Source organism: Anoxynatronum buryatiense, assembly GCF_900182905.1.
Classification (GTDB): Bacteria; Bacillota; Clostridia; order Peptostreptococcales; family Tindalliaceae; genus Anoxynatronum; species Anoxynatronum buryatiense.
Window position 1 is genome coordinate 35,403 of record NZ_FXUF01000016.1, and the last position, 23,853, is coordinate 59,255.

The 23,853-nt window shown below is 44.6% G+C and carries 21 protein-coding genes, 2 pseudogenes and 3 riboswitches; of the genes and pseudogenes, 11 read left to right on the forward strand and 12 right to left on the reverse strand.

The features are described 5' to 3' along the window. Positions 1-2: 2 nt before the first annotated feature. From QOL74_RS15670 to QOL74_RS15680, 3 genes are all read right to left on the reverse strand, one after another. Entirely contained in the window at positions 3-662 is a 660-nt protein-coding gene (locus tag QOL74_RS15670; protein WP_283410446.1) for a cache domain-containing protein, read from the reverse strand. A gap of 116 nt (positions 663-778) precedes the next feature. After that, complete coding sequence (locus QOL74_RS15675) at positions 779-2,323, reverse strand: anti-sigma factor domain-containing protein (protein ID WP_283410447.1); 1,545 nt, start codon at positions 2,321-2,323, stop codon at positions 779-781. Further along, entirely contained in the window at positions 2,320-3,060 is a 741-nt protein-coding gene (locus QOL74_RS15680; RefSeq protein WP_283410448.1) for a sigma-70 family RNA polymerase sigma factor, read from the reverse strand. Before QOL74_RS15680 ends, QOL74_RS15675 begins: the two co-directional genes overlap by 4 nt. A 338-nt stretch (positions 3,061-3,398) precedes the next feature. On the opposite strand from QOL74_RS15680, the gene QOL74_RS15685 reads away from it, so the two are divergent. The 3 genes from QOL74_RS15685 to QOL74_RS15695 all read left to right on the forward strand — a co-directional run bounded on the left by QOL74_RS15685 (position 3,399) and on the right by QOL74_RS15695 (position 5,589). Next, entirely contained in the window at positions 3,399-4,631 is a 1,233-nt protein-coding gene (locus QOL74_RS15685; protein WP_283410449.1) for an AfsR/SARP family transcriptional regulator, read from the forward strand. Positions 4,632-4,908: 277 nt separating this feature from the next. After that, positions 4,909-5,160 carry a hypothetical protein gene (locus tag QOL74_RS15690; RefSeq protein ID WP_283410450.1) on the forward strand — a complete coding sequence of 84 codons (252 nt, stop codon included), beginning with the start codon at positions 4,909-4,911 and terminating at the stop codon, positions 5,158-5,160. Between the two features lie 57 nt (positions 5,161-5,217). Next, on the forward strand, positions 5,218-5,589 hold the full coding sequence (locus tag QOL74_RS15695; protein WP_283410451.1) for a hypothetical protein: 372 nt from the start codon (positions 5,218-5,220) through the stop codon (positions 5,587-5,589). A 221-nt stretch (positions 5,590-5,810) separates the two neighbouring features. Here the strand turns inward: QOL74_RS15695 and QOL74_RS15700 are convergent, their stop codons facing one another. Further along, entirely contained in the window at positions 5,811-6,611 is an 801-nt protein-coding gene (locus QOL74_RS15700; RefSeq protein WP_283410452.1) for a transglutaminase-like domain-containing protein, read from the reverse strand. Between the two features lie 14 nt (positions 6,612-6,625). After that, positions 6,626-6,701, reverse strand: a riboswitch (cyclic di-GMP riboswitch). Positions 6,702-6,736: 35 nt separating this feature from the next. Then, positions 6,737-6,812: riboswitch (cyclic di-GMP riboswitch) on the reverse strand. 473 nt (positions 6,813-7,285) lie between these two features. Between QOL74_RS15700 and QOL74_RS15705 the strand changes: the two genes are divergently transcribed. Further along, a complete protein-coding gene (locus QOL74_RS15705) occupies positions 7,286-8,566 on the forward strand; it encodes an AfsR/SARP family transcriptional regulator (RefSeq protein ID WP_283410453.1) in 1,281 nt (426 codons plus the stop codon). Between the two features lie 52 nt (positions 8,567-8,618). Here QOL74_RS15705 and QOL74_RS15710 read toward each other — a convergent pair whose 3' ends face one another. From QOL74_RS15710 to QOL74_RS15730, 5 genes are all read right to left on the reverse strand, one after another. After that, entirely contained in the window at positions 8,619-9,308 is a 690-nt protein-coding gene (locus tag QOL74_RS15710; protein ID WP_283410454.1) for a class D sortase, read from the reverse strand. 212 nt (positions 9,309-9,520) lie between these two features. Further along, positions 9,521-11,638 (reverse strand): LPXTG cell wall anchor domain-containing protein, encoded by a 2,118-nt coding sequence (locus QOL74_RS15715; protein ID WP_283410455.1) that lies wholly within the window; start codon positions 11,636-11,638, stop codon positions 9,521-9,523. A 157-nt stretch (positions 11,639-11,795) separates the two neighbouring features. Beyond that, positions 11,796-11,888, reverse strand: a riboswitch (cyclic di-GMP riboswitch). A gap of 489 nt (positions 11,889-12,377) precedes the next feature. Further along, on the reverse strand, positions 12,378-13,817 hold the full coding sequence (locus tag QOL74_RS15720; protein ID WP_283410456.1) for an aldehyde dehydrogenase family protein: 1,440 nt from the start codon (positions 13,815-13,817) through the stop codon (positions 12,378-12,380). A 48-nt stretch (positions 13,818-13,865) separates the two neighbouring features. Beyond that, a complete protein-coding gene (locus QOL74_RS15725; RefSeq protein ID WP_283410457.1) occupies positions 13,866-15,038 on the reverse strand; it encodes an iron-containing alcohol dehydrogenase in 1,173 nt (390 codons plus the stop codon). Positions 15,039-15,091: 53 nt separating this feature from the next. Beyond that, entirely contained in the window at positions 15,092-15,667 is a 576-nt protein-coding gene (locus QOL74_RS15730) for a hypothetical protein (protein ID WP_283410458.1), read from the reverse strand. 611 nt (positions 15,668-16,278) lie between these two features. Here QOL74_RS15730 and QOL74_RS18495 point away from each other — a divergent pair. The 4 genes and pseudogenes from QOL74_RS18495 to QOL74_RS15740 form a co-directional block, all read left to right on the forward strand. Continuing rightward, positions 16,279-16,521 (forward strand): annotated as a pseudogene (locus QOL74_RS18495) (hypothetical protein); the annotation flags it as partial. 107 nt (positions 16,522-16,628) lie between these two features. Next, a complete protein-coding gene (locus tag QOL74_RS15735; RefSeq protein ID WP_283410459.1) occupies positions 16,629-17,924 on the forward strand; it encodes a PucR family transcriptional regulator in 1,296 nt (431 codons plus the stop codon). Positions 17,925-18,298: 374 nt separating this feature from the next. Continuing rightward, the gene (locus QOL74_RS18500; protein WP_430383880.1) at positions 18,299-18,538 is read left to right on the forward strand and encodes a transposase; all 240 of its coding nucleotides are present in this window, start codon (positions 18,299-18,301) and stop codon (positions 18,536-18,538) included. Further along, positions 18,504-18,914 (forward strand): annotated as a pseudogene (locus tag QOL74_RS15740) (transposase); the annotation flags it as partial. The gene QOL74_RS18500 and the pseudogene QOL74_RS15740, both read left to right, overlap by 35 nt. A gap of 135 nt (positions 18,915-19,049) precedes the next feature. Here the strand turns inward: QOL74_RS15740 and QOL74_RS15745 are convergent. From QOL74_RS15745 to QOL74_RS15755, 3 genes are all read right to left on the reverse strand, one after another. Next, complete coding sequence (locus QOL74_RS15745; protein ID WP_283410460.1) at positions 19,050-19,496, reverse strand: DUF6773 family protein; 447 nt, start codon at positions 19,494-19,496, stop codon at positions 19,050-19,052. Next, the gene (locus QOL74_RS15750) at positions 19,489-19,698 is read right to left on the reverse strand and encodes a helix-turn-helix transcriptional regulator (RefSeq protein ID WP_283410461.1); all 210 of its coding nucleotides are present in this window, start codon (positions 19,696-19,698) and stop codon (positions 19,489-19,491) included. The genes QOL74_RS15745 and QOL74_RS15750 overlap by 8 nt, the downstream gene beginning before the upstream one ends. 281 nt (positions 19,699-19,979) lie before the next feature. After that, a complete protein-coding gene (locus QOL74_RS15755) occupies positions 19,980-20,426 on the reverse strand; it encodes an IS66 family transposase (RefSeq protein WP_346771760.1) in 447 nt (148 codons plus the stop codon). A gap of 208 nt (positions 20,427-20,634) precedes the next feature. Between QOL74_RS15755 and QOL74_RS15760 the strand changes: the two genes are divergently transcribed. Genes QOL74_RS15760 through QOL74_RS15770 form a run of 3 tightly spaced genes read left to right on the forward strand, consistent with a single transcriptional unit; the run spans position 20,635 to position 23,841 of the window. Then, entirely contained in the window at positions 20,635-21,852 is a 1,218-nt protein-coding gene (locus QOL74_RS15760; RefSeq protein ID WP_283410463.1) for a site-specific integrase, read from the forward strand. Beyond that, complete coding sequence (locus QOL74_RS15765) at positions 21,849-22,826, forward strand: tyrosine-type recombinase/integrase (RefSeq protein WP_283410464.1); 978 nt, start codon at positions 21,849-21,851, stop codon at positions 22,824-22,826. The genes QOL74_RS15760 and QOL74_RS15765 overlap by 4 nt, the downstream gene beginning before the upstream one ends. After that, positions 22,816-23,841, forward strand: a complete 1,026-nt coding sequence (locus tag QOL74_RS15770) for a tyrosine-type recombinase/integrase (protein WP_283410465.1) — start codon at positions 22,816-22,818, stop codon at positions 23,839-23,841. The genes QOL74_RS15765 and QOL74_RS15770 overlap by 11 nt, the downstream gene beginning before the upstream one ends. The last annotated feature ends 12 nt before the right edge of the window (positions 23,842-23,853 follow it).

Below are 23,853 nucleotides of genomic sequence, written 5' to 3' on the forward strand. Positions count from 1 at the left end.
CGCTATTTGCGTTTCATCAATAGCTTATAAAGAACAAATCCTGCCAGTAACAGCTGAAGCACCGTAATGACAAATATCACATTGATGTTCCTCTGGGACTGAGCGGCCTTCTCCACATCGTCAATGTAAAGACCTGTTCCAATAATCCACTCCCATGGCTCAAAATACTTAATATAAGAAATTTTCGATTCCATTCTGTCAGCTTCATCATAGTACTGCCACTGATAACGGGTAAAGCCTTCCTGTCTGCTCTCTGCAATGGTAACAAAATTTTCAAAAAGATCCAGAAACTCACCGGTTGCTTCACCCTCCAGATCCACTCTTTCAAGATCCGGGCGAAAAGGATGCACCACCAACGTGGGTGTTTTGTCATTGATCCAGTAATAGTCTTTTCCCTCCGGACCAAACCGCAGGTCGCGAATCAGCGAGGTAGCCTGCCCCTGGGCCTGACTTCGGGTTAATTTACCGTCCATTTCCATAGAATGAAAATGAGAAAGAATGGAAATTCCCAAATTGGTCAGATCTTCAATCTGGCTTTCTTTTTCACTGATCATGCTGCGTTTAAGCAATGGGGCTGAGTAAAAAGTGTTAAACAGAATAAACAGTATCAACGGTATCACTATTGGGTATAGCCAGGTGGTGAGCTTCAATCGTTCTGTCATCGCCATTCCTCCCGTGGGTCAGGCAAAACCTGTGACCGGTTTTCGTTATCAATACCCGACACCATGGGATTTAATCGACTTCTTTTCAGTTGTCACTTAACATTTTTCGCCACTTATCAGTTGTTACTGTTGTTACTGTTGTTACTGTTGTTACTGTTGCTACTGTTGTTACTGTTGCTACTGTTGTTACTGTTGCTACTGTTGTTACTGTTGCTGCTGTTGCTGCTGTTGTTACTGTTGCTATTGCTGTCTGATCCCTGGCTACCGCTGGTGTTCTCCTGGTTATTGGGCACACCTTGGGAGTTTCCCGGATTCTCGTCAAAAACCGGATGGGTTTGATCCGGTTTTTCTTCGGTTTTATTGCCTTTGCCCGGATTTTCATCAAACACTGGATGTTCCTTCTCTGGCTGTGGATCATTTACCGTACCCCGGCCGGGATGTTCATCAAAAACCGGATGATTTTGATTTCCATCAGTCTGCGGTTCTTCCTCTTCAACCGGCGGCTTACCTACTTGGGGCGTCTCTGGTTTTTCAGTTTGTCCATTGCCCTGCCCCGGGTGTTCTTCAAAGACAGGATGTTCTTTTTCTGCTGATATGTCGTCGTCTGCCTGATCCTCTTTTTTCGGTTTCGCAGGTTCAGCCGGTTCTGCTGGTCGTTTTGCAGGCTGATTGCCCTGACCCGGGTGTTCTTCAAAGACCGGATGGATATCACCCTTGTTTTCCTGCTGTGTTGTTCCCGGATGGGTGTCAAACACAGGATGTTCCTTTTCTCCTGCTCCACCGTTATTCTCAGTTTTCTCCTGCTGACCGCCTGGGTGCGACTCAAAAACAGGATGCTGTCTTTCTGTGGAAGCAGGTGACAGCATCTCTTCCGGACGCTTATGGCGAAGCAGTTCCTTCACCATTTCGGGTACAGGAGGTTCGCCATGACCATATTTGACGTTGTTGTCACTGTTTTCAATTTGATGCATTTCCCAATAGGCTTCCCGCAGGACAACTTGATTCAGAGAAATTCCCTCCTGTTTTGCCAGTGCCACCTGCTGGGGAGTGCCTTTAAATGCCAAGAGTTCCAACGTCAGTTGCCGACTTTCAATTTGTTCAGTCAGGCGGTTTTCCATCAGCATCAGCAGCCGGTCCACAGCTTCTGCCGCTTCGTCTCCAGAGCTCATAGTTGCCAGGGAAAGCACCAGATAATGCATTTCATCCCCGTTCAAATAGCCCTGGTCTTCCAATCGTTCCAGGAGAAAGGTCATCGCATCTTCCGCCGGCTGGTTTTTCATAGATTTCAACTGCAGGGTAGCTGCATCATCATTAAGCGCTGTTGCTGCAATAACTTTTCCATCTGCCGCTAATGTGATCTCGAGGCTGGGGTTCACGTCAATGGATACCAGATATGCCACTGGCTCCGGTCGAACCCACCAGAGAAAGCTGCTCATACCGATCAGCATGAAGATGGCCGCAGCAATGGCTGCAGGCACGAACGCCGAAAAACGTTTCTTTCGCCGGCTGGTTTTTTCTGCAGCCGGCATTCTGGTAAACTCAATTTCAGTTCCGGCAAAAACCGAATCCGTCGTATGGGGGATTTCAATGAAGTCGCAGGAACTGGTCATCACAACTAACGTGTGCTGACGCACTTCGATGACACACCCTTTTTCTTTCATTTTGATCCCTCCTCCACCGATCGAATGTACGTTTTCATTGTTTCCAGGTCGCTGTCAAGAATCATCATGACCGCGAGAATAAACTGCTTGCTCCGGTCCACCGTTTTTTTAGTCACACCGTACTCTTGCTGCAAACGTTTAAGCGGCATGCGTCCACTTTTCAGAGCTGCTTCCCTTAGATCTTGCTGTTCATATAGGAAACGGGCGATTCGAATGGCATTCCGTCTTGTATCTTCATGTTTTGGGGCGTTTTCCACCAAATTATCCAGTGTCAATCCCACCTGAGCCAGTCGTTTAACCAACTGTTGCATCTCTTCCTGAATGGAAAGCGTTTCTTCTGGAGGCGGACGCCACAGGACACGCACCTGCCCGGCAGCAGCTCCCTCAATGCCTTCATCTCCAAGCGCCGTAAAGGGCATCTCATTCACAGCACCTTTGTTTTTTCTGAGGTGATCAATGGCGCGGTTACGAATCACCGTTGCCGCAAAGGGCAAAAAACTGCCCCGTTCCAGCTGGTAGTGGTCGATGGCTTCATTAAAAGCCATTAAGCCAATTGAAAAGACATCATCGTTTTCTTCTTCGATGTAACGCCCCAATTGTTGGCTTAGATTTTTTTTGATGAAAGGAGCATATTCCCGAATCAGCATATTCCGCTCAGATTCACTGCCGGACTGAGCGGATATCACCCGCTTTTCCAGTTTTTTGCCAAATGGAATGTGCTTCAGAAGCGATGGCACGCTGCCACCTCCTCGCAAATTAAATACGAAACTGGGTTTCATTTTAGGGTACTAAATTGCTGACTGATGATGATTGTTATATTCTATCATACCCATCTATCTTTTCCATTCATTCTTAAACCTTTTTTAATTGCACTTATTCTCTGTTCACAACATCATATCATGACATCGCATGCCTTCTCTGTTAAGCAGCGTTAAACAACTTTAAGAACACTTTTCACACAGGGAATGGGTAAAGGTTTATTTTCCAACGCTGCATATGTTTTGCCGAATGGTTTCGGGGTAACATATTATTAGTTTCCAACCCTGTCCATTCCAAGGTTTGAGGAGATGTCTTGATGGTTCACCAGGAAAACAGATTAACCTCCCGCTCAGATTCAGTGCTTATCATCAGGACACTGGGTCGGTTTAGTGTTCAAAAAAACGGATGCACACTCACTGCAGAGTCTCGCAGTTCAAAAAAAATCTGGACACTTTTTAAATACCTGCTCACTTTTCGGAACAAAAGCCTATTGCCCGAAACCATCGCTGATCACCTGTGGCCCGACCAGAACTACAGCAATCCCCGCAACCTGCTGCGCACCCAGTCTCACCGGCTTCGCAAAATGCTGGGAGAGCACAACGACAGTTCCGGCCCCATTGCATATCAAAATGGCTGCTATTTCTGGAATGAAACACCGTCTTGCCTGATAGATATCCTGCAGTTTGAATCATTGTCCAAAGAAGCCCGTTCCATCAGTAACACAGCTCCCCGCGAAGCAGTTGAATGCTTCCGCGAAGCTTTGGATTATTATCTTGGAGATTATTTGCCTGAATGTGCTGAGGAGGAGTGGGTGATTCCTCCCCGCATTCATTATCGGCGGTTATTTATCGAGAATGTGTTGAGTCTGTGTCACCTCCTCACCCAATACCAGCAATATACACAGGTGCTGGAAACCGCTGAGAAAGCCATTTCTTTAGAGCCCTGTGAAGAATCATTTCACCTGGTGCTGCTGAACACTTTACTGCGTCTGAACCACCGGCGAGAAGCGCTGGCACATTATCAGTATGTGACCACCTATCTGTATCGGGAGTTGGGAGTGTCTCCCAGCAATGCCCTGAAGCAAATATACCGTCAGCTGCACAACAGCGATTCCTCATTCGAAATACCAATAGCCATTGATTCCTCCGACAATCTTCACCACCCCTCTGATCAGGCTTATTTATGTGCTCCTGATGTTTTTCGTTCACTGGCAGAAATTGAAGCACGCCGTAACCAGCGGGATAACCGGCCTTTTTACATCTGCTTTTTTTCATTAGCGTATGACGATTCCACCAGGCATGATCGGCTCGATCTCCCTCATCGAGGCCATGAGCGGTTGCAGTTGTTTCTGATGTCCAATCTGCGTCAGGGCGATGTCCTCACCCGATGGTCAGAGGCTTCCTATGCAGTGCTTTTCAACTGCCTGGCAGAAACCGGTTTGCCCCAGGTGATTGAACGCCTCTTGCTTCGCTACAACGACGCGCCTTTAATACCTCGTTCACGTTTGTCCGCTTCCATCACCGAATCATTGGATGCGTTGCCACGATAAAATAAATATTCCTTCATATCCTTCGCAATATCCTTCACACTTTTCCCACTTAGCCAGGCACTGTCGATGACAGCGCCTGGCATTTTTACGCGTTCTCTTGAATCCAGTGACGCATGAATCTCATGAAACAGCCATGAAATGCCCACGAAGCAACTATGAAACCACTCTGATGCATTGGTGAAAAATTCCTGTATGTTCCATGAACGGTGTTGCAGGTTATGATGTAAATGGAATCATCATGTGCGGTCATCAACTGCCAGAGAGGGAGGAACAGCCGATGCATCCGCCAATACGTCCCGAAGATGGTCAATCCATTCCCGGTGGAACACACTTTTTAATCCGTATTCAGTATCAGCAGAATAACAGTTGGCAGGGGACGATTCAATGGCTGGACAACAGAAAAATCATCCCTTTTCGTAGTACCCTTGAAATGATCCTCCTGATGGAAGAAGCTTTGGTGTTACATGCCGGCAAAGATCAGCAACAATCGCAGTTTCGACACTGGAACAGAGAGACGGAAATCGGCTGACCCCCATTCCATCCATGAGTTTGAGCGCCTCGTTATTTTTCGAAAGGAGCCATTACCATGACCATGAAGCGGCGACCAAAAAAAACATTAAGCCTGTTGCTCGTTTTCTGGTTGGTGTCATTACTGACCGTTGGGTCACTGTTGACCACCTTTGCCACTGAAAATACCTTTGAAGCTGATGCCACACATGCGGCTCAGATTCCAGCCACAACACCGGCAGTCATCTCCTCCGTAACTGTCGACGAAACAGCTGCCGGAGCGTTGCAGCCAGAATTATTGATGGCGGCCTCCAGTTCAGGAATTCTCCCCTTACTGCCCCAAACCGGAAATCTTCCTCCTGCTGTTTTCTACCTGCTTGGATTGGGGCTGGCCGGCATTGGAATGGCCGCCCGAAAAAGCAAAACACAAAAGAAAACCCATCAAACATAATGAAGTACCCCTAAATACAAGCACCACCCATACGTAAGCACTTTTCGTTCACATGATCGTCAGCGTCATGCGGTCTGTCACATTGCCTCTAATCACTGTATTTATTTGAGAACAGCAAAGAAGCCTGCCCCGGGAGAGTTGGGACAGGCTTCTTTTTATGGAAAGAAAATCGGAAAGGCTATGTGATTATTGACATTCAATTGAAATGCGTCCATGCAATCCTACACTTCACTGGTTTTAGTAAAAGCCGTGCTATCCTTGAACATCTTTACAGGTGTCTTGCTCTGTCGGTAGGCAGCATCCATGGTGGTATCCATCGTCTGCCATTCGCCTTCCACCAGTATTTCGTTCCATGCATGATACACATCAATTCCCGGGGCGTACCCCTTTGCCATTCTGGCAGGCACACCCACACTCCGCATCATGGCTGCAAAGAGAGAGGCATAATCGTAGCAGATGCCGCTGCCTGCTGATAAAGTAGCGTCGATATCTGGTTGATAGCCACTGGTGACCGTAGCTGCCTTGGCGTCATCATATCGGATATTTTCAACAATATAATCGTAGATGGCTGTCACTTTTTCCATGTCTGTGGTTAATCCGGCAGTCAAGACTGCTGCTTTCTGAATGGCTTGCATGTTTTGATCCCATCGAATTTCCTGAACAGAACTGAGGAAACGGGCTGTCGGATCAACAATGGCCACTTCAATGGTTTCGGTTTTGATGGGGCGGTACTGGTTACCACTCACATGTTCAAGGATGGAAACTTTGTACTGTCCGTCACCTAAAAGCAGCGGTATGGTTTCTTCTGTTCTTGTTGCCGAAAGATCAAAAACAGACCGCTCACCGCCTTTTTCAAGCATGATTTTGGTGGCAGTATGTCCTGGCACCTGGTATTGAACCGATAAAAGTCCGGTCTCCAGTGAACGGGTATCAAGTGAAGCCACTTCCATCGCACTGGCTGATCCCATACTGGCAATAACCAAAACCATCAATAACATCACCATAAACCGGCTTTTTTTCATAAAAAAGACTCCCTTTCGGTAGCTGGCTGCCATTTTACAGGCCCTTTAGCTTTGCGTCCTCCAGTTTCCTGAAGTTTGCCTTTATCGGTGGAAAGCGGTTTTGGGGTAAATAAAAAAACTTCTTCTTCGGTAGCTGGCTGCCATTTTACAGGCCCTTTAGCTTTGCGTCCTCCGGTTTCCCAAAGTTTGCCTTTATCGGTAAAAAGTTTCGCTTCCTACCTGCTCGTTCAAATGTACGAGCTGATACTGATATTATATCATCAAATATATTTTTGTAAACCTTTTTTCCTGAATTTAATGGTCTTTATTTCCCTTTTTTTCAGTTTTATGTAAACCATTCATTTCCAGTCCGTGCTGGCTGCCTTCTGCTTTGATTGATTCACATTCGTGACTCTGGGCCATGATTGAAAATTCCTGGCATTTCTAGTATGATAGGATCATCTGTTATATTTACGTACCTTTGAATGTCATTGGCGTCCATTCTGCCTGTTACATTCGTTTTGACATATCGGCAGCTTCTTTGCCTGTGACAAACACCTGATGTTAATCCTTCCCGATTTTTCATTTTTTTAGGTCTCAGGTCCTCTTTTTTGATTTTTTTTATCAACATTCGACATGAAATCCAAAATATCGGGTAATTTAGAGACAGAGAGGACAGAAAGAAGGTGGCACCCATGAATCATGCAGTAACTGACGAACCGACAGCGAAGGATCAGTCTGTGATCACCATAAAGACTCTGGGTTGTTTTGATGTGGAAAAAAACCGTCAGTCTCTGGTAGAAGCTTCCCCAGGGTCCAGGAAGCTGTGGGAACTTTTCAAGTTTATGCTGACCCACCGACAACGTTCCTTCACACCCGAGGCATTGCTGGATGGTTTGTGGGCATCAGAAGATTATAATGATCCCCGAAGCACCCTTCGCCGCCAGATGCATCGGCTTCGCCAAATTCTTGAAGAGAATGAAAACAGCCAGGCTTCCTATATGAGCATTGTCTACGTCAACGGCTACTATCGATGGAATCCGGAGGTTGATGCCCGGGTGGACGTGGATATTTTTGAATCTTCCGTTCAGCTGGGAGAAGCTTTGCAGCATGAACATCCAGAAAAAGCATTGTTGCATTATCAGAAGGCCCTTTCAATGTACCATGGTGATTACTTGCCGGAATGTACCGATCAACAATGGGTTTTTCCGGTACGCAGTCACTATCGCCGCCAATATTTGAAAGCTGTGTTGTCGTCCACAGGTTTGTTGATGGAACTTGGTCAGTTTGCCGAAGTACTTCGAATTTGCGAGAAGGCCATTGAGTTGGATGTCTACGAGGAAGAATTTCATCTTCGCCTGATGGAATCGTTGTTGCAACTGGGAGAACGCAAACAGGCACTTACTCATTATGAATACATCACCGGTTTCTATTATCAGGAACTTGGCCTCAAACCCACACCTGCTCTGAAGTCGCTGTATAAGCGCATGCTCTCAACACAGCCCACCCTTGATTCCATGGATGCCCTTCATGCTGATCTGGATGGGATTGATCCCCTTGAAAATGCCTATTTTTGTAATCCTGATGTGTTTAGATCCATCTACGAGCTGGAGCGCCGCCGCAGCGAACGCAGTGGTGCCCAGGCAATGGTGGGTATGGTTACCATGAGTCACCCCTCATCTGCTTCTCACGGCAAACAGCAACAGCGCATGCAGGCACTGCAGCAACACCTGCTGCACCAGCTTCGAAAAGGCGATACTATTACCCGTTGGAATGATTCTCAGTTTCTGGTGCTTCTTCCCGGTCTTAATACCGAAACCATGGAGGCGGTATTGCAACGCGTCATCCAAAAATTCCCCCGGGAAACTCCGGATGACTTGACCCGTATTAAGACTCACTGTCATCTGATTTTGCCGCCGGCGCAGCTACCCCCGGGTGGCTTTGCTGCTGCATCCCCTTCTTCCTTTGCCGATTAAACCTTCCTGTTTCCAGCCATAATATTCAGTCCTCAAACAGCAACAGCAGGCTTCAAAAGCCTGCTGTTGCTGTTGTTTGATCGTTTTCTTCCTCTTCAGACTCCACCATGACACCGTGTATGATCAGCCGATGGGATGCCACGTAGATGGGGTCGCAGGTAATCAGCGTGACCACTTTATCCCGGCTGTTCCGGTTTAACACCGATAAGTCAGTGGGTTCCACCACTTTTATTTCATAAACCCGGTACACATAGGTTTCTTCAGGCGTTGTTATATGAATGGTATCGCCCAGTTTCACCTCATTCAGCCGATTGAAAAAACGCCCGTAGGTATGACTTCGGTGAGCTGCAATGGCAGCATTGCCAATACTGCCAATGGGTGAAGTGCCGTCCAGCAATGCTGCTGCCGTTTTAAGATTATGATCACTGGCTCCCTGTACCACCGGCATCTTTGCATCAATTGCAGGGATTTCCAAACTTCCCAGCAGCGCGCCTTCTTCCGCCGGTCTTATTTCCTCCGGTGATGCCTCAAAGCCCTGTTCTTCCTCGTCATAGGCCGTGAACATCTCCTGCAGTTCCTGATATGCTTCCACCGTTTCCCGTTCCAGTTCCATCTGAGTCAGTTGCTCCTCCAGTTCAGCCATCAGTCTGGCTTCTTCCCGCTGTTCAATATAACGATTGACTGCCGGATAAAGCGCGATCACCAGCCCGGCAATGATCAAAATAGTGGAAAACTTGCGCATGGCCATCCCTCCCCGATTTGACAAATTCGATAAACGCAATGTGTGGCGTTAATGACTCTAAATGTGCTGCCAGATCAGTTTTTCCAACTTGCGACGAAAAAGGAGAGATCAGTTTCATCTCTCCTTTATTGTATACCCATTCTCCTTGTTGTCTATCTTTTCCGGCCATTCACTAATTATTTATATCCATTTTTTTGGAAACTGCAATGCTGCTACGCTTCGATATTCTTTCGGAAAAGAAAACCTGCTGCCGCCAGCAATATGCCTGCAATATAGTAGAAGACAGGATTCCCTTCGCCAGTCTGTGGAAGCACCGGAACTCCCAGGGGAATCATTTCATCCAGTACAATCACTTCATCTGGATCAGACTGGGGAACCACCGGGGCTGCCAAAGGAATCACAGGATCGTCAAGTGTCACAGTTTCTGTCAAAACAACCACTGGGTCGTCAGGATCATCTGCCGGTTCGTCAGGATCATCTGCCGGGTCATCAGGGTCATCAACGGGATCTTCGGGATCTTCGGGATCTTCGGGATCTTCAGGATCTTCAGGATCTTCAGGATCTTCAGGATCTTCAGGATCTTCAGGATCTTCAGGATCTTCAGGATCTTCAGGATCTTCAGGATCTTCGGGATCTTCGGGAATCAATCGATTGATGATAATAATCGTCATGTCTTCCATCCCTGGATTGATAAAGAAGATGATTCCCTCATCAACACCGTCATCTTCACCAAGCAACCAGATACTTTCACCAATCTGGTAACCCACAAGCTGGTAACCATCAGGCACATTTATTTCTTCAAGGATATATGCTCCGAAATCCAATCCTTCCACCGTGACATCATTGAGTTGGCTCAGGTCATCAAATAGTTTTGGAAACCCGTCTTCGTCTTCCAGTTCTTCTTCCACTTCTTCAAGAATGGATACCAGATCCATTTCTGTCAGCCTGACTTCAAATTCGAATACCTGTTCATCGCTTTCAACGACATTGTCATTTTCATCGATCACTCTTTTTTCAACAATCACTGTCGGCGGTTCCTCTTCGCAGGGTGTTTCAGGCAGCACCACCCGTGCACTGTGGAGACGCTGAGCACTTTCAAAGGCTTCACCATGATGTGGCGGTATTTCCACCAGACCCGGTTCCCATTCGCCTTCCACCAGTCGATAGGTGTACAGATCGATTTGAACAGGTTCGCAGTCACGAGGGGTCTGCACCTGTAGAACAATGGTTTCAGGTCCTTCAAAGAGATGATGATCGTCATCGAACCAGCTTTGCACCTCATAAGGTTCACCATTGGGTTGCACGTCGGTTCCCGGCGGGTACTGGTAACTGGTAAGATGGAATCCAATGCAGTAACCCTCATTGACGGTGATTTCCACACGATTGTTGTCCAGCCACGTCACTGTAAAATACTGGTTGCTGTAAGGCTGGTTAAGCTGTATGCTTTCAATGTAGATGACGGCATCCAGAGGAACCATGATGCAATCGGGTTCAACGTAATTTTCAAGGCATACATGGCTGAGTACCAGTTTGGCACCACCACTGCCCGCTGGAACAACCAAAAATGCGTCCACCAGCACGTCGTGATCCGGTGTGCCCACAAAGAAGTGTTGTACGTTACCGTTTCCCACGGGCTGTCCGGCAACCATTTTGGTGCCGGCATTCTGGAAAGTTGCTTCCAGCATCAGAGGTCCTTCATCCACCTGAAGCTGATTGGCCACGAAATGCCATACCACCGGATCTGTCAGTCCACCGCAATCAGACTCATTCTCAAATTCAGTGCTGGATGCATTTCTGTGAGGACTGTGGAGCTCAACGCGAATTTCTTCCAGAACCACTTGCTGAAAACCGCCCAGGGGAACAGGAACTTCGTCGATATTTTCAGTTTCTTCCTCTTCTTCCCCGGTATCACCAGTGGTTTCATCTGCGGTTTCTCCCCCAGTGTCATGATTGGCAGTTTCTTCTTCGTTTGCATCTTCGTTTACGCCATCATCAGCAGATTCTTCATCAGTGACCTCTTCTTCCTCATCCACTGATGATCCTTCCTGAATGGTGTCATCACCGACATCAGACTCATTTGCTTCTGTCGATTCGCCGGAGTTGTCCGGTTCTCCCACAGATGCTTCGCCATCTTCATTATCCGGCGCATTGCTCTCATCGTCAGCCATTTCATTTGATTCTTCAGCCGCGGTTTCCTCCGGCACCGAATCAGCAAATACCATGCCCACTCCCATACTGGGAATAAATCCATAAAAGGCTACCAGTATAACGACGATCCATACGAATAATTGCTTGGCGCCTTTTTTTCTGATATTTTCTCTGCTTCTCATCCGACTCACTCCTTTCGCAGGTCACAAGATGTGTTCACGCTTCTCCTAATGTTTTCAGTCACCAGAACCCCTGAATCACTTCTTCTATTTTTCACCTTTATATCGACCCCCTTGACGCCAGCCGTTTTTTGAAAATAAAAAAACTGCCGAAAATAATCTCGGCAGCCGGACGATCATGACACCTGAATATCGGTGTGTTAGACTCTTGACTTTGCGTCCCATTCTTTCGAATGGTTTGCCTTTTTCTGTGATAATAATTATCATTATCTTTAATTCAATAATACCTCCCTCCCATGAATCTAAACAGCATTTTGCATGAAATAGCTGATTTTTCCTTCTGTTTTCAATATTTAGGACGTTTGTCATTTTTTCGTCTGCAACCTCTATCTTTCATCTTTTTCTTGCACAACTTGCCTGATGGCTGGCGAATGTGCCGCATTAAGCGGTGATTCATGCTTCTTCAGATATATTTCCTTTCAGACATCGCATATTCCGCCAAATACAGCTGCTGCTAAGCAGCAATAAAAAAGCACGGGAATGCGCACACATGAAAAAGGGCTACTGGCGCTGTGCCCGTAACCCAATTGCTGCCTAAGCCCGCTCCTCTGAGAGACTTAAAAATGGAGTTCGGCTGGCCCATTAAAGGTCAGCCATCTACCCGATTGCTTACACGAACAATACTACTGCAATTTGTGCAGCAAACCACAATGGTGAATACCTGCGTATGTTTTGGTTATAGCTAAATGGGATATTGTTTTTTGCGTTTTGCCATTGTGACCCACTTTACTTCCGTGAGCTCTTGTATCGAGTGTGCACCGCCTTCTCTGCCCTGACCACTTTCTTTCGTTCCGCCAAATGGACATGCTGCATCTGCATCCACAGAGCTGCCATTTACATGAACCATACCTGCATCAATGTTTTCAGCAAGGAATAACGCTTTTTCATAATCATTGGTAATCAGGCCTGCGGAAAGCCCATATTGAGTATCATTTGCGACTTCCAAGGCTTCCTGTACATCATTGACAGGAATAATTGAAGCAACAGGACCAAATGTTTCGTCATAGTATATCTTCATATCCTTTGTTATATTTGCAAGAAGCGTAGGTTTAAACAGTCGCCCTTCATATGTGCCGCCTGTGAGAAGTTTTGCTCCTTTTGCCAAAGCATCCTGAACTTGATCATTAATTGCATTGACTTGTTTGTCACTAATGATTGGCCCAATAAAAGTTGATGGGATATTTGGATCGCCAACCGTTAATGAAGAAGCCAGCTCAACCAGTTTCTTGGTAAACTCTTCCACAATAGGCTTCTCCACAATGATCCGGTCTGCCGACATACAGATCTCTCCCTGGTGAAGATAGGCGCTGAATGCCGCAACTTTAACAGCATAATCAATATCTGCATCAGCAAGAACAACAAGCGGGTTCTTACCGCCCATTTCGAGATAGTATTCCTTCAAATTGGATGCAGCTCTTTGAGCCACATGCCTTCCTGTTTTGGTTTCACCGGTAATGGCAACAAAAGAACATCGCTTATCGTCAATAAGTGCATCCCCTAAAACGCTTCCCGGCCCTGTAATGACGTTGAGCACACCCGCAGGAATATCTGCTTTTTCGAAAACCTCTGCAATTTTCAAACCGATTACAGGAGTTTCACTAGCGGGCTTCAAGACAATCGTATTACCCGTTGCAAGACCGTATGCAACTTTATACATAGACAAAATCAGCGGGAAATTCCATGGTGAAATACATACAATGGTTCCTCTTGGCTTTCGAAAGCTCATGGACAGTGACGTTGGATCAGTATGGTATGTTTCACCTTTCACACTTTTAGCATCTCCGGCCGCTGTATTAAGCAAATCGACTGTTTGCGAAATCTCGAACATTGCTTTTCCAAAAGAACTCCCACCTTCATTAATCAAAACCTCTGCAATATCCATCTGGCTCTCTTCCATAATGCGTGCAGCTTTTAACAATATCTTAGCGCGTTCTGCAGCTGGTGTGGCTGCCCATGCTTTGCGAGCTTCGAAAGCTGCACCCATGACGACATCAACATCTTGAACTCCTGCTTTTGGAATTTTTGCATACACTTCATTGTTAAATGGGTTTAGATCATCAAATGTTTCTCCTGATATAGAGGGAACCCATTTACCGCCAATAAACATCTTGTACTCTTTCATCACATTCATCCCTTTCGTTTTATAATTTTATTAAAACAGTTCATTCATTTATAGATTAAAAAAATCCAAAAATAACTTTTCAACATCTTCGTAGGCTGCAGGTCTGGCATTGGTATTGATCACACCGTCACCAAGTGCTCTTTCAACAAGATCAGGTATCATCTCTTTCGTTACTTGAACATCATCCAGATGTTTTGGAACGCCAACATCCTCACATAACTTCTCAACCATCTCAAGGGCTTTTTGAGCTGCCTCTTCGACTGGCATGTTATTGATATCAGCTCCCATAGCTTGCGCAATATCAGCAAATTTCTGTAAACGTACAGGCATATTGAATTTCATTATTAGAGGCAACAGTACTGCATTAGCTAAACCGTGGGGCGTTCCAAAAAAAGCACTGAGCTGATGTGCCAAAGCATGGCATGCTCCTAAACCATTAAGACTAAATGATGTTCCAGCCATCATAGAAGCTGTCGCCATCTCTTCTCTGGCTTTTAAATTGTTCGGCTCATTAACTGCTGTTCTCAATGTCCTACTAATCATTCTCACTCCATGTAGCGCTAAAGCATCGGCCGGAGGGAATTCTACAATTGAAGTATACGCCTCAATGCAATGTGTCAATGCATCAATTCCTGTGAATGCTGTAAGATTTGCCGGCATTGAAACTGTTAACTCAGGGTCAATGATTGCCACATCCGGTATTAGCAAAGGACTTAACACGCCAAATTTCGTTTGTTTCTTGGTGTCTGTGATAACACCAACATATGTTACTTCCGTACCACTTCCTGATGTTGTGGGAATGGCAATTAATGGCAGCAACTTAGGCGTTATTTTCATTATTCCACCAATGGCTATATCGTAGTCATTCACTGTCCCGCCATGAGTGTAAACGACATTTGCTGTTTTACCTGTATCAATTGGGCTTCCTCCACCAATACACACGATCACTTCCGGAGTTTCTTCCTTCATAACAGCTACAGCATTATGAACCATTTCTTCGGTAGGATTAGGTCCAATTTCACAAAACAAACTAACAACCAAACCCTGTTTTTTTAAGTCGGTCATCGTATCCTTTACTACAGGAAAATCTTTCATGACAGTATCTGTAATGACAAGAACTCTGCTTTTCTTCATTTCTTTAATGATTTCACCCAGCTCTTGTAATGATCCTGCTCCAGTAACAACCCTTTTAGGCCAACAAACGAACGAATTAGCTGCCATTTAATTTTCCTCCTTTTTCTACACCCTGTTACTGTGGACATAAAAGATAAGCATTACTCAGCTGCTTCAATGCTCATTTCATCAGGCTTAGCAATTTTACTCATAACAAATACTGTTATAGGAACAAATATTGTGCCGTAAGCTGTGCCAATCAGAAAGAAAACAGCCCCGTACAACCAGTTATAATTAGTTGGGTCACCAGGATCTTTTAAAGCAAACCAGATGCCATAAGTTCCAAGTGTCATTGCTACTGCATTAAAGTAGGTTTTTTCTAAAACAACTACATGAAGGAGTGCAAGTAGGTATGTAACCGCTAATGCACATATTCCGAATGCAACCAACGCACTCACACCATTACTCATTAAAATATCAAGCAATCCAAAGAAAAGCATTCCATACAACGGCCCGACGGCTGCACTGCAAAGCATGTTGGGCAAAGTCTTAAAACTTCCTTGCTGAGCAACAACTAATCCAAGCCCTGCAAATGCACACCACAGCAAACTAAACAACGGAGACATGTTTTGAGGATTAGCGGGATCAAAACCGAATACTGCAGCCCAGATGATACAAAAGATCGAGATAAATACTGTGACGACTGTAGCTAAAACAAAAAGAAATTTTTTGTTCATTTTTTTCCTCCTCATCAATTTTTTGTCAATACTTGTCCTTTCCATTTCTAGTCCCGGAACAGATCTGCCAGCCTTATGGTCCTGCTAAACGACTCAAGCTGCCGGATGTCAATGAATGTATAGTGTCTATAATTATCATATAGTATTAAGTATCTTACGTCTTTGTATACCAACACGAAAAAACGGACTATTAATTGTATTTTCATACAATTCGCAATCCGCCGAAAATTAAACCTGTACATTGGTGGGTTGAGTCCGTATAATGGTGTCAAAAGACAATGAGCCAAAAACTCATATCCTCAGTTAGCGTATACGTGACAAGCAAATACCATACCGAGGAGGATGAATCATGGCTCAGTTCAAAACTACCTAACTTAAGGGCATTTGCACACACTTTTTACTGGTGATGGACGTTAACAGGAATTAGCCAAACTCTTGGAATCGTTTAACCACGGGCTGCTGGTCCGGTTCAAGGAGCAAATTGGCGCAGATTCCAGTCCTTAGAAAATAGAAGGTTGAAGGAAGTGCGCCTGGTCACCTCTGATAGCCATAAATGATTGGTACAAGCCCTCCATCAACACTTTCAAGATGCCGGATGACAACGTTGTCATACCCGCTTTTCCAGAAACATGCTGGATCATACCCCAAAAACCTTGCAATCAACAATGAAGGAAGACCTGCGGGAGCTTTACGAAACAGCTGACCTGGAAAGCACCATGAAAATCTGCCACCCGGTTCATGGTCACCCGCTTGATGTAAAAAGCGAAAAATGGGAAACCGGACTTTTTACTCCACGGTCCTTTCAGCAGGCTTTCGAAGGCATCAATCGCAGGCATGTATGCTGCTTCACATAGATTAGAGGCGCCGCCGGGGAAATGACACACGATGTTGAACTTGACAGTTAAAACGCCGGTATCGATATCATTAATGTCTTTGCATAACAATGAAGGGGGCAAAGCATGTGTCTGAAGAACATACTAACCCACTCGATAATCAAAATAATTTTTCAACAGAGGACGAACATTTGAGCTATTACTCCATCAAGCTTTTGGATTCCTTAGCTGAAAGAAAAGGTCTCCAACACATCGTTGATCTTGGATATGAAATGTTGGGTAATCCCTTTCATGTAGTGGACTTAAGCTGGAAGCGTCTTGCTTATACAAAAAACTGTATTGCTGATGATGATCGCTTATGGCAAGAGTTTGATGCCACAGGCTATTTGTCAGTTAAAAGCGTAACGCATTACTTAAGTGTGAGTTTTACTCAAAAGCTGATCAACAGTCCTACTCCATTTTTTTGGGATGACGGCTACACGAAATATGGTCGACTCATGAGCAGAATCTCAATTGGAAACAAAGCGATCGCTGCCATTGGAGTATTGGATAAAAACAGGCCTTTCAAAGAAAGCGATATCAAGATTGCATCGATCATTTCTGATGCATTATCTGCAGAAATGCAGAAAAATAAGTTTATCCATTTTACAAAAGGACTCTTGTATGAAGATTTCATTAAAGATTTGCTTGACAAAAAAATTGCCAATAGTAATGTCATGGAAGAAAGGAAAAATTATCTTCATCTTAACTTAAAGAAACACATTTATGTCCTTACTGCTGATGTAAGCGAGTTTGACAGCACACGTATTTCACTCTCATTTATTCAAGGTATGCTGGAGAGAATCATAGGCGAAAGCAAATCCATTATTTATAATGATCACATTGTCATTGTTGTAAGTTATAACCAGGAAAAAGATTTTCGAAAGTGCTATGAGGAGAAGACAAAAGAGTTATTAAAAGATAATAAAATCCGTATTGGAATAAGTCGTCCGTTCACCAACCTTGAACACATTCATCCTTTTTATTTGCAGTCCCTTGAAGCTTTATTTCTTGGTGTTCGCATGAAAAGCGACAATATTTATATACCATACGATGACTATGCCATTTATCACATCTTAAAAACGTGTTCAAAGCAAGATGATTTGCTGGAATTTTGCAATCCATCCTTACTTGCTCTTATTCGTTATGATCTTGAATATGATACAGATTACACCAAAAGCCTGTATGTTTATACTATAAGTTCAAAAAGCATTACTTCATCTGCTAATACTCTGAAAATGCATCGAAATACCATGATTTACCGCATTAGAAAAATTGCCGAAATAATGAAAATGGATCTATCGGACTACGAAACGTTTCTTCATATCCAATTATCATTTATGGTGTTAAAGTACGACAATAAATATGTGCATCTATTTACTTGACTTTTATTTGGTAACCCGAGAATACATTAAGCGGCAGTGAGAAATACAAAAAAGTAATTGACAGCCCAAACCTTAACAATGCCTATTAAGTGAGTGAATTGCATACTTCACCTTTTTGCCAAATCAAAAGAGAATAGAGTAGAAAACTGATTTCAATGGGTGGCCTTTACGTGTCGCCCATTTATTTTCAGCCTCCCCTCATCAAACCGTACGTGAGGTTTTCCCTCATACGGCTTTCCTATCCTCTTCGTCAAGTGCAATGACGGCTGTAAATGATACTCTGAAAGTGAGCCAGAAATAGCTGCACTGCTACCTCTAAATCGGACAGTAGAACTGAACCACATCAGTTATAGTGTCAGAAAGAGGTGAAATGGATGGGACCACACCCTACTCAGGCCGAAAGAGATGAAATCTTGAAACTCCATTTTGAAAAAGGATACTCTACCAGGTTATTAGCTCGCAAGACAGGATTTTCGAGATCAGAAATTCTTAATTGGATTCGAGACTACCATAAAAACAGTCAGGTCACTGATATTACAGCTAAGAAAAGTCAGCTCAAGAAGGCTTCTGAAGCAAAGAGGATCCTTCCGAAAACGCGAATACGTCTACGATGAGTACTATGACTGTTACCTGTGTCCACGAGATAAGATCCTCTCCTATCGCACCACCAACCGGGAAGGGTACAGGGAATACCATTCCAATCCAGCCAACTGTAGAACCTGCCCTCATCTGGACCAGTGTAACGAAAGCAGTGACGATACCAAACGGCTCATGCGTCATGTATGGCAAGATTACCTGGATGAAGCGGAACACCTGCGGCACATGACCCAGAACAAAACCATCTACGAAAGACGCAAGGAAACCATCGAACGAGTCTTTGCGGACATGAAAGAAAAGCATGGCATGCGGTGGACAACCCTTAGAGGCATGAAACGGGTAGCCACTGAAGAAATGCTTGTGGCGGCTGCCATGAACCTGAAAAAACTGGCACCTGGAAGTGGCGTAGGGAGTTGACGGGCCCTGGGCCGTCTTCTTTCAAACGCTTTGTGGCTTTCCTACGCAAAATGCTGGCTCCCATTCAGGGAAACCAGCATTTTGTCTTCGGTCTGAGCATTCAAAAGAATGCTAATCCTCATCTTTCTTGTTTTGAAATCTGTTTATTATAATCGTCGTTACTGCTATAACGATAGCAACACCGGCCGTTATAAATAACATTGGTGCTGCCATTTCATCAATCCGACTAGAATTACTGAAACTTGCATTTTTTACAAGAACCAAAATGGCTACAGAAACCATGACCGCAAGACCCATAGTAAGAAACACTTTTAAAAAAGGCTTTTCTTTTTCGGATGACGGTCCAACATAGGCGTTAGCTGATATTAGCCTTACAACATAGATTCCTGAGAAAATCGTTAAAACTATCATTACATTCGCTGGATAGCTCACCCATCTAAACCCAAACCCATGAAGACCTACATCAAGCATCAACATATATAAAAGCATAAGGAATGTCTGGTTTCCAATTTTATTCTTTCTTTGAACCTGCATTTCGTCTAATCCTTTTTTATTCATTTTGATCATCCTCCCAAAAAATATCATTTAGAGTCTTATCCAGTACTCTACAGATCGATACACATAAATTTATCGTTGGATTGTAATCACCGTTCTCAATAGCATTAATAGTTTGCCTTGTTACACCTACTGCATCAGCAACATCCTTTTGTGACATATCTTTTGCCGCTCGTGCAGACTTCAACCTTAAATTTTTACTCAATGTATCACCCCGAATCTTAGTACTAAAACCACAAGAGTTCTTCTACATGTAAAGTATCATTTATTTGATTATATGTCAAGTTTATTTTACTATATGTCTTTTATACTATATACCAATTCCTTTTCGTCTTCTTTGGCATTTCGCACCTTTTGGACATGGAAAAAGCCCTCGTGGTTTTCCTGAACTTCCGAGATAATTAACTCTCAAGGTACATTTCGAAGAAAGTAAAGCCTCAAAAAGGCGGCCATCAAGGAGAATCCCTTCAAGTCGGGTCCACTGATTTAAGCAGTAAGTGATGGCTTTTCCCAGAGGTGATTTGGGGAGGGCGGGCGTTTGTTTTCTTTCAGCCGCGCCAAGAAAGCCTCTGTCACAGGCCTTGACTGTTCCAGGTGGGCAGTGTAGCGTTCCTGAGGAGAAAGGTCTTTTAACTCACTTTCCAGCTCAAAGAGCCGGTTGCAGAAGGCCAGCCCTTCTGCAGACCTGGTGTGGGAGAGAGGTTCCTTCTCCTTGGTGAGTACCTTCAGGGCATTGGTGAACATACGCTGGGCATGGACCCAGCAGCCGATGACTCTCACCCCGGAAATCTGATTGTAGCCCTGATACCCATCGGTGTGCAGATACCCCTTGAAGCCTTTCAGGAAGGCTGCCGGGTGTTTGCTGGCCCGGGTGGTCTGGTGGAACATCTGTATGACCGGTGGCGTAATGCCAAATGTAGGACTTGTTGGCAGCGGCGCGGCCTTCTTCCCGTAGGACCTGGAGTTCTATCTCATCATTATAGAAACGTTTCTATAATGATGATTATCGAAACCACCGTTTTATCGAAACCAGCCCGCAGCAAACTATGTAAAATGAACTGCGAACCGTTAATTTGTTTCGATAATCATAATACCTTAGAATTGAGATAATCGAAAAATCTCAAATCTGGAGGTATTAAACATGGAACGACAAACGATCAATCAATTAGCACAAGGAGTCTTAGCTGAGTTAGTAAAAATGCACTACGCGGAGATTAGCATCACACATTTTAGACAGGCTTTTAACAGGATTGAAAGGTACGCCACAAAAAACGGCGAGACTTTCATCTCTGATAGTCTGACTAAAAGGTATCTGTTTGACAACCACGGATGGGACATTGATTACCAGAGCAAACCAACGGCGCATGTCACCAGTCAATTACGGGTGATTAGGGTATTACAGTTTTACGAGGAATTCGGTAGTATACCAAGCAGGATATGCGGTACCAAAGAAATACCGACTTGCTTTAAGCATTGTTATGACATGTACATTTCTGAATGCGTTGACCGAGGCTTATCAAACAAAACAATCACCACCAGATCCGATGACATTTATGATTTTCTTGTATTTGCCCATGACAAAGGCTTTTCAAGCATCACTGAAGTAGAAAAGGGATTCCTTGATAAGTACCTTCTGAAACGTAACGCTCAAGCCCCGGGAGCGATACCTCGGATTTTATCATCACTCCGCTGCTTTTTTCGCTGTATGTTTTCAAACGGTGTGATTGCAATTGATTTATCGTTCTTCATCCCATCTGGATCAAGGTATCCGACAAAAACTGTACAAAAACTATGGACTGGTGAAGAGGTCAAAGATCTTCTCGGGTTTGTTAACAGATCAGACTCCATTGGCAAACGCGATTATGCGCTCATGCTGCTTGTACTCAGATATGGAATGCGTACAGGAGACATCCTAAACCTTAGATTAACGGATATCAATTGGCAGAATATGATCATCCAATTTCGCCAAGAGAAAACATCAGTCCCGAATGCGCTGCCCATTTTGGATGATGTCGGTTGGGCATTAGCAGACTGGTTAACCAACGCAAGACCCAAGCAAGCAACCACAAATCACGTTTTCATACTCCTTACGGCTCCATATTGCGGCTTGAAGAATTTAAGGAATGTGTTTAATAGACACATGGCAGCTGCGGGTATATCAAACTCCGGATACGGAAAATCCGGACCGCACTCACTAAGACATGCCCTTGCTTCTAATATGCTAGCAGAGCGTGTGCCCCTTCCCGTGATTTCATCAGTTCTCGGCCATACTTCTTCGGCATCAACAATGGTGTACCTGCATAGTGACGTCGAGGGGCTGAGACAGTGCGCACTTGACATCGAGGAGGGCGAATCATGAATCGCTTTCCTGTTTTCAAAAGCCAGCTTGGATACTTGCTTGAACAATATGTCGAATACAGAAGGATGCGCGGGTACAAATCTCAAAGCGGCGAAGATGATATCTGCCAATTTGACTCTTATGCGGCAGCCTCACCGATAACGGCAAACATTCTCACAAAGGAATTGGTTGAAGCCTACATCGCCAGACGTCCCGGCGAGAAACGGACAACGCAAACCCACAGAATTTCTACCGTACGGTGTTTTGGTAAATATCTTGTTCGCTGCGGCATAGACGCATATATTCTCCCCAATGGTGTACTTCCCATTGCCAAGTATGACTTCATACCTCATGTGTTGAGTACGGGTGAAGTGGTGCGTCTAATAAATGTGGCTGATTCGTTACCCTATCGGGCAAACTATCCAAGACGTCACATCGTGATGCCAATGATGTTCAGATTAATTTATGGCTGTGGTTTGCGGGTGTCCGAGGCATGTAGTTTGCAGATCAACGATGTAGACTTGCAAACTGGCGTCCTGCTTGTGCGTGCAGCTAAATTCAATAAAGATCGATATGTTCCCATGGCTCAAATCCTTCTTCAAAGATGTCAGCGATATTTTGCCAAAACAATTCTGACCGGCAATATTAAATCACCATTTTTACCGTCACCCTCAGGAGGGTTTTACAACAGGAGCACCGTGGGATACACTTTTCGCCAATGCCTTGCAATTGCTGGAATACCACATTTCGATGACGGTCCGACCGTTCATTCTTTGCGCCACTCTTTCGCTGTACACAACTTGGTAAGATGGGGCACCGAAGGTAAGGATATCGACACATTACTGCCATATTTATCTGCATACTTGGGCCATGAGAATTTGCTTGGTACCGAGCGTTATCTAAGAATGACAACGGAAATGTTTCCGGCGTTAAGGGAGAAAATCAGCACAGGATGCTCATGGCTGATACCGGAGGTGGCTCACCATGAGGACTAAAAGTATACCGACTGATTTTGCCAAATGTGTCACTCGATTTCTCACAATTCACTTGCCAGGTGAAAGGAATCTGAGTCCGCAAACCATTAAATCATACAGCTTTGCTTTGAAAATGTACATTGGGTACCTTGATTCTTCTGCTGGGATTAAGCCTGAGCGAATAGAGCTAAAGGATATATTGGCAGGCAGCATCATGGGATTTCTGGCATCAATGGGTGAATCCAGCCCAAAAACTCACAACCAGCGTCTTTCAGCGCTCAAAACCTTTGTTCGTTATGCAATGCTGGAATACCCAATCTTCATACTTGACGGGCAACGTATACTTGCCATTCCATCGAAACGGAGTTCTGAAAACGAGATCATCTATTTGGAGAAAGACGCAATGAAAGCTTTATTGGCGACTCCCGATCAAAAGAACGTCCGTGGCAGGCGGGATCTTGCGATAATGGCTTTGCTTTACGACACTGGGGCTCGGGTTCAAGAGCTGATAAATCTAAAGGTCAAAAATATGCGGCTTGTGAAGCCGGAGACAGTAACATTGTTCGGTAAAAGAAGAAAAATGCGAACAATCCCAATCATGCCTGAGACAGCAAGAATCTTGGAGGTATATATGCGTGACCGGGGATTTCTGGAACAATCTGCTTGTGGAGACCTTTATTTATTCAATTCTATGAACAGGGCACAGTTTACAAGGCCGGGGATATCAAAGATTCTCAAGCGTCATTTTCTCATAGCAAAACAAGCTAATTCATCAGTCCCATTTCCTAATGATATCCACCCTCATGCTTTTCGGGCCAGCAAAGCCATTCATCTTCTTGAGTCCGGCGTCAACATCATCGCAATTCGGGATTTTCTTGGGCACACAAGCGTCTCAACTACTCAGGTTTACCTGAGAGTAAACAGCCAAGCTAAAAGAGAGGCAATCGTTCAGGCTTACCCTTCCTTGGCGGAATCAGTCCCTGCTTGGCAGGAAAATTGTGATCTGATGAAATTATTGAATCAAATGTGCTCGTAAGATCCACTCTGG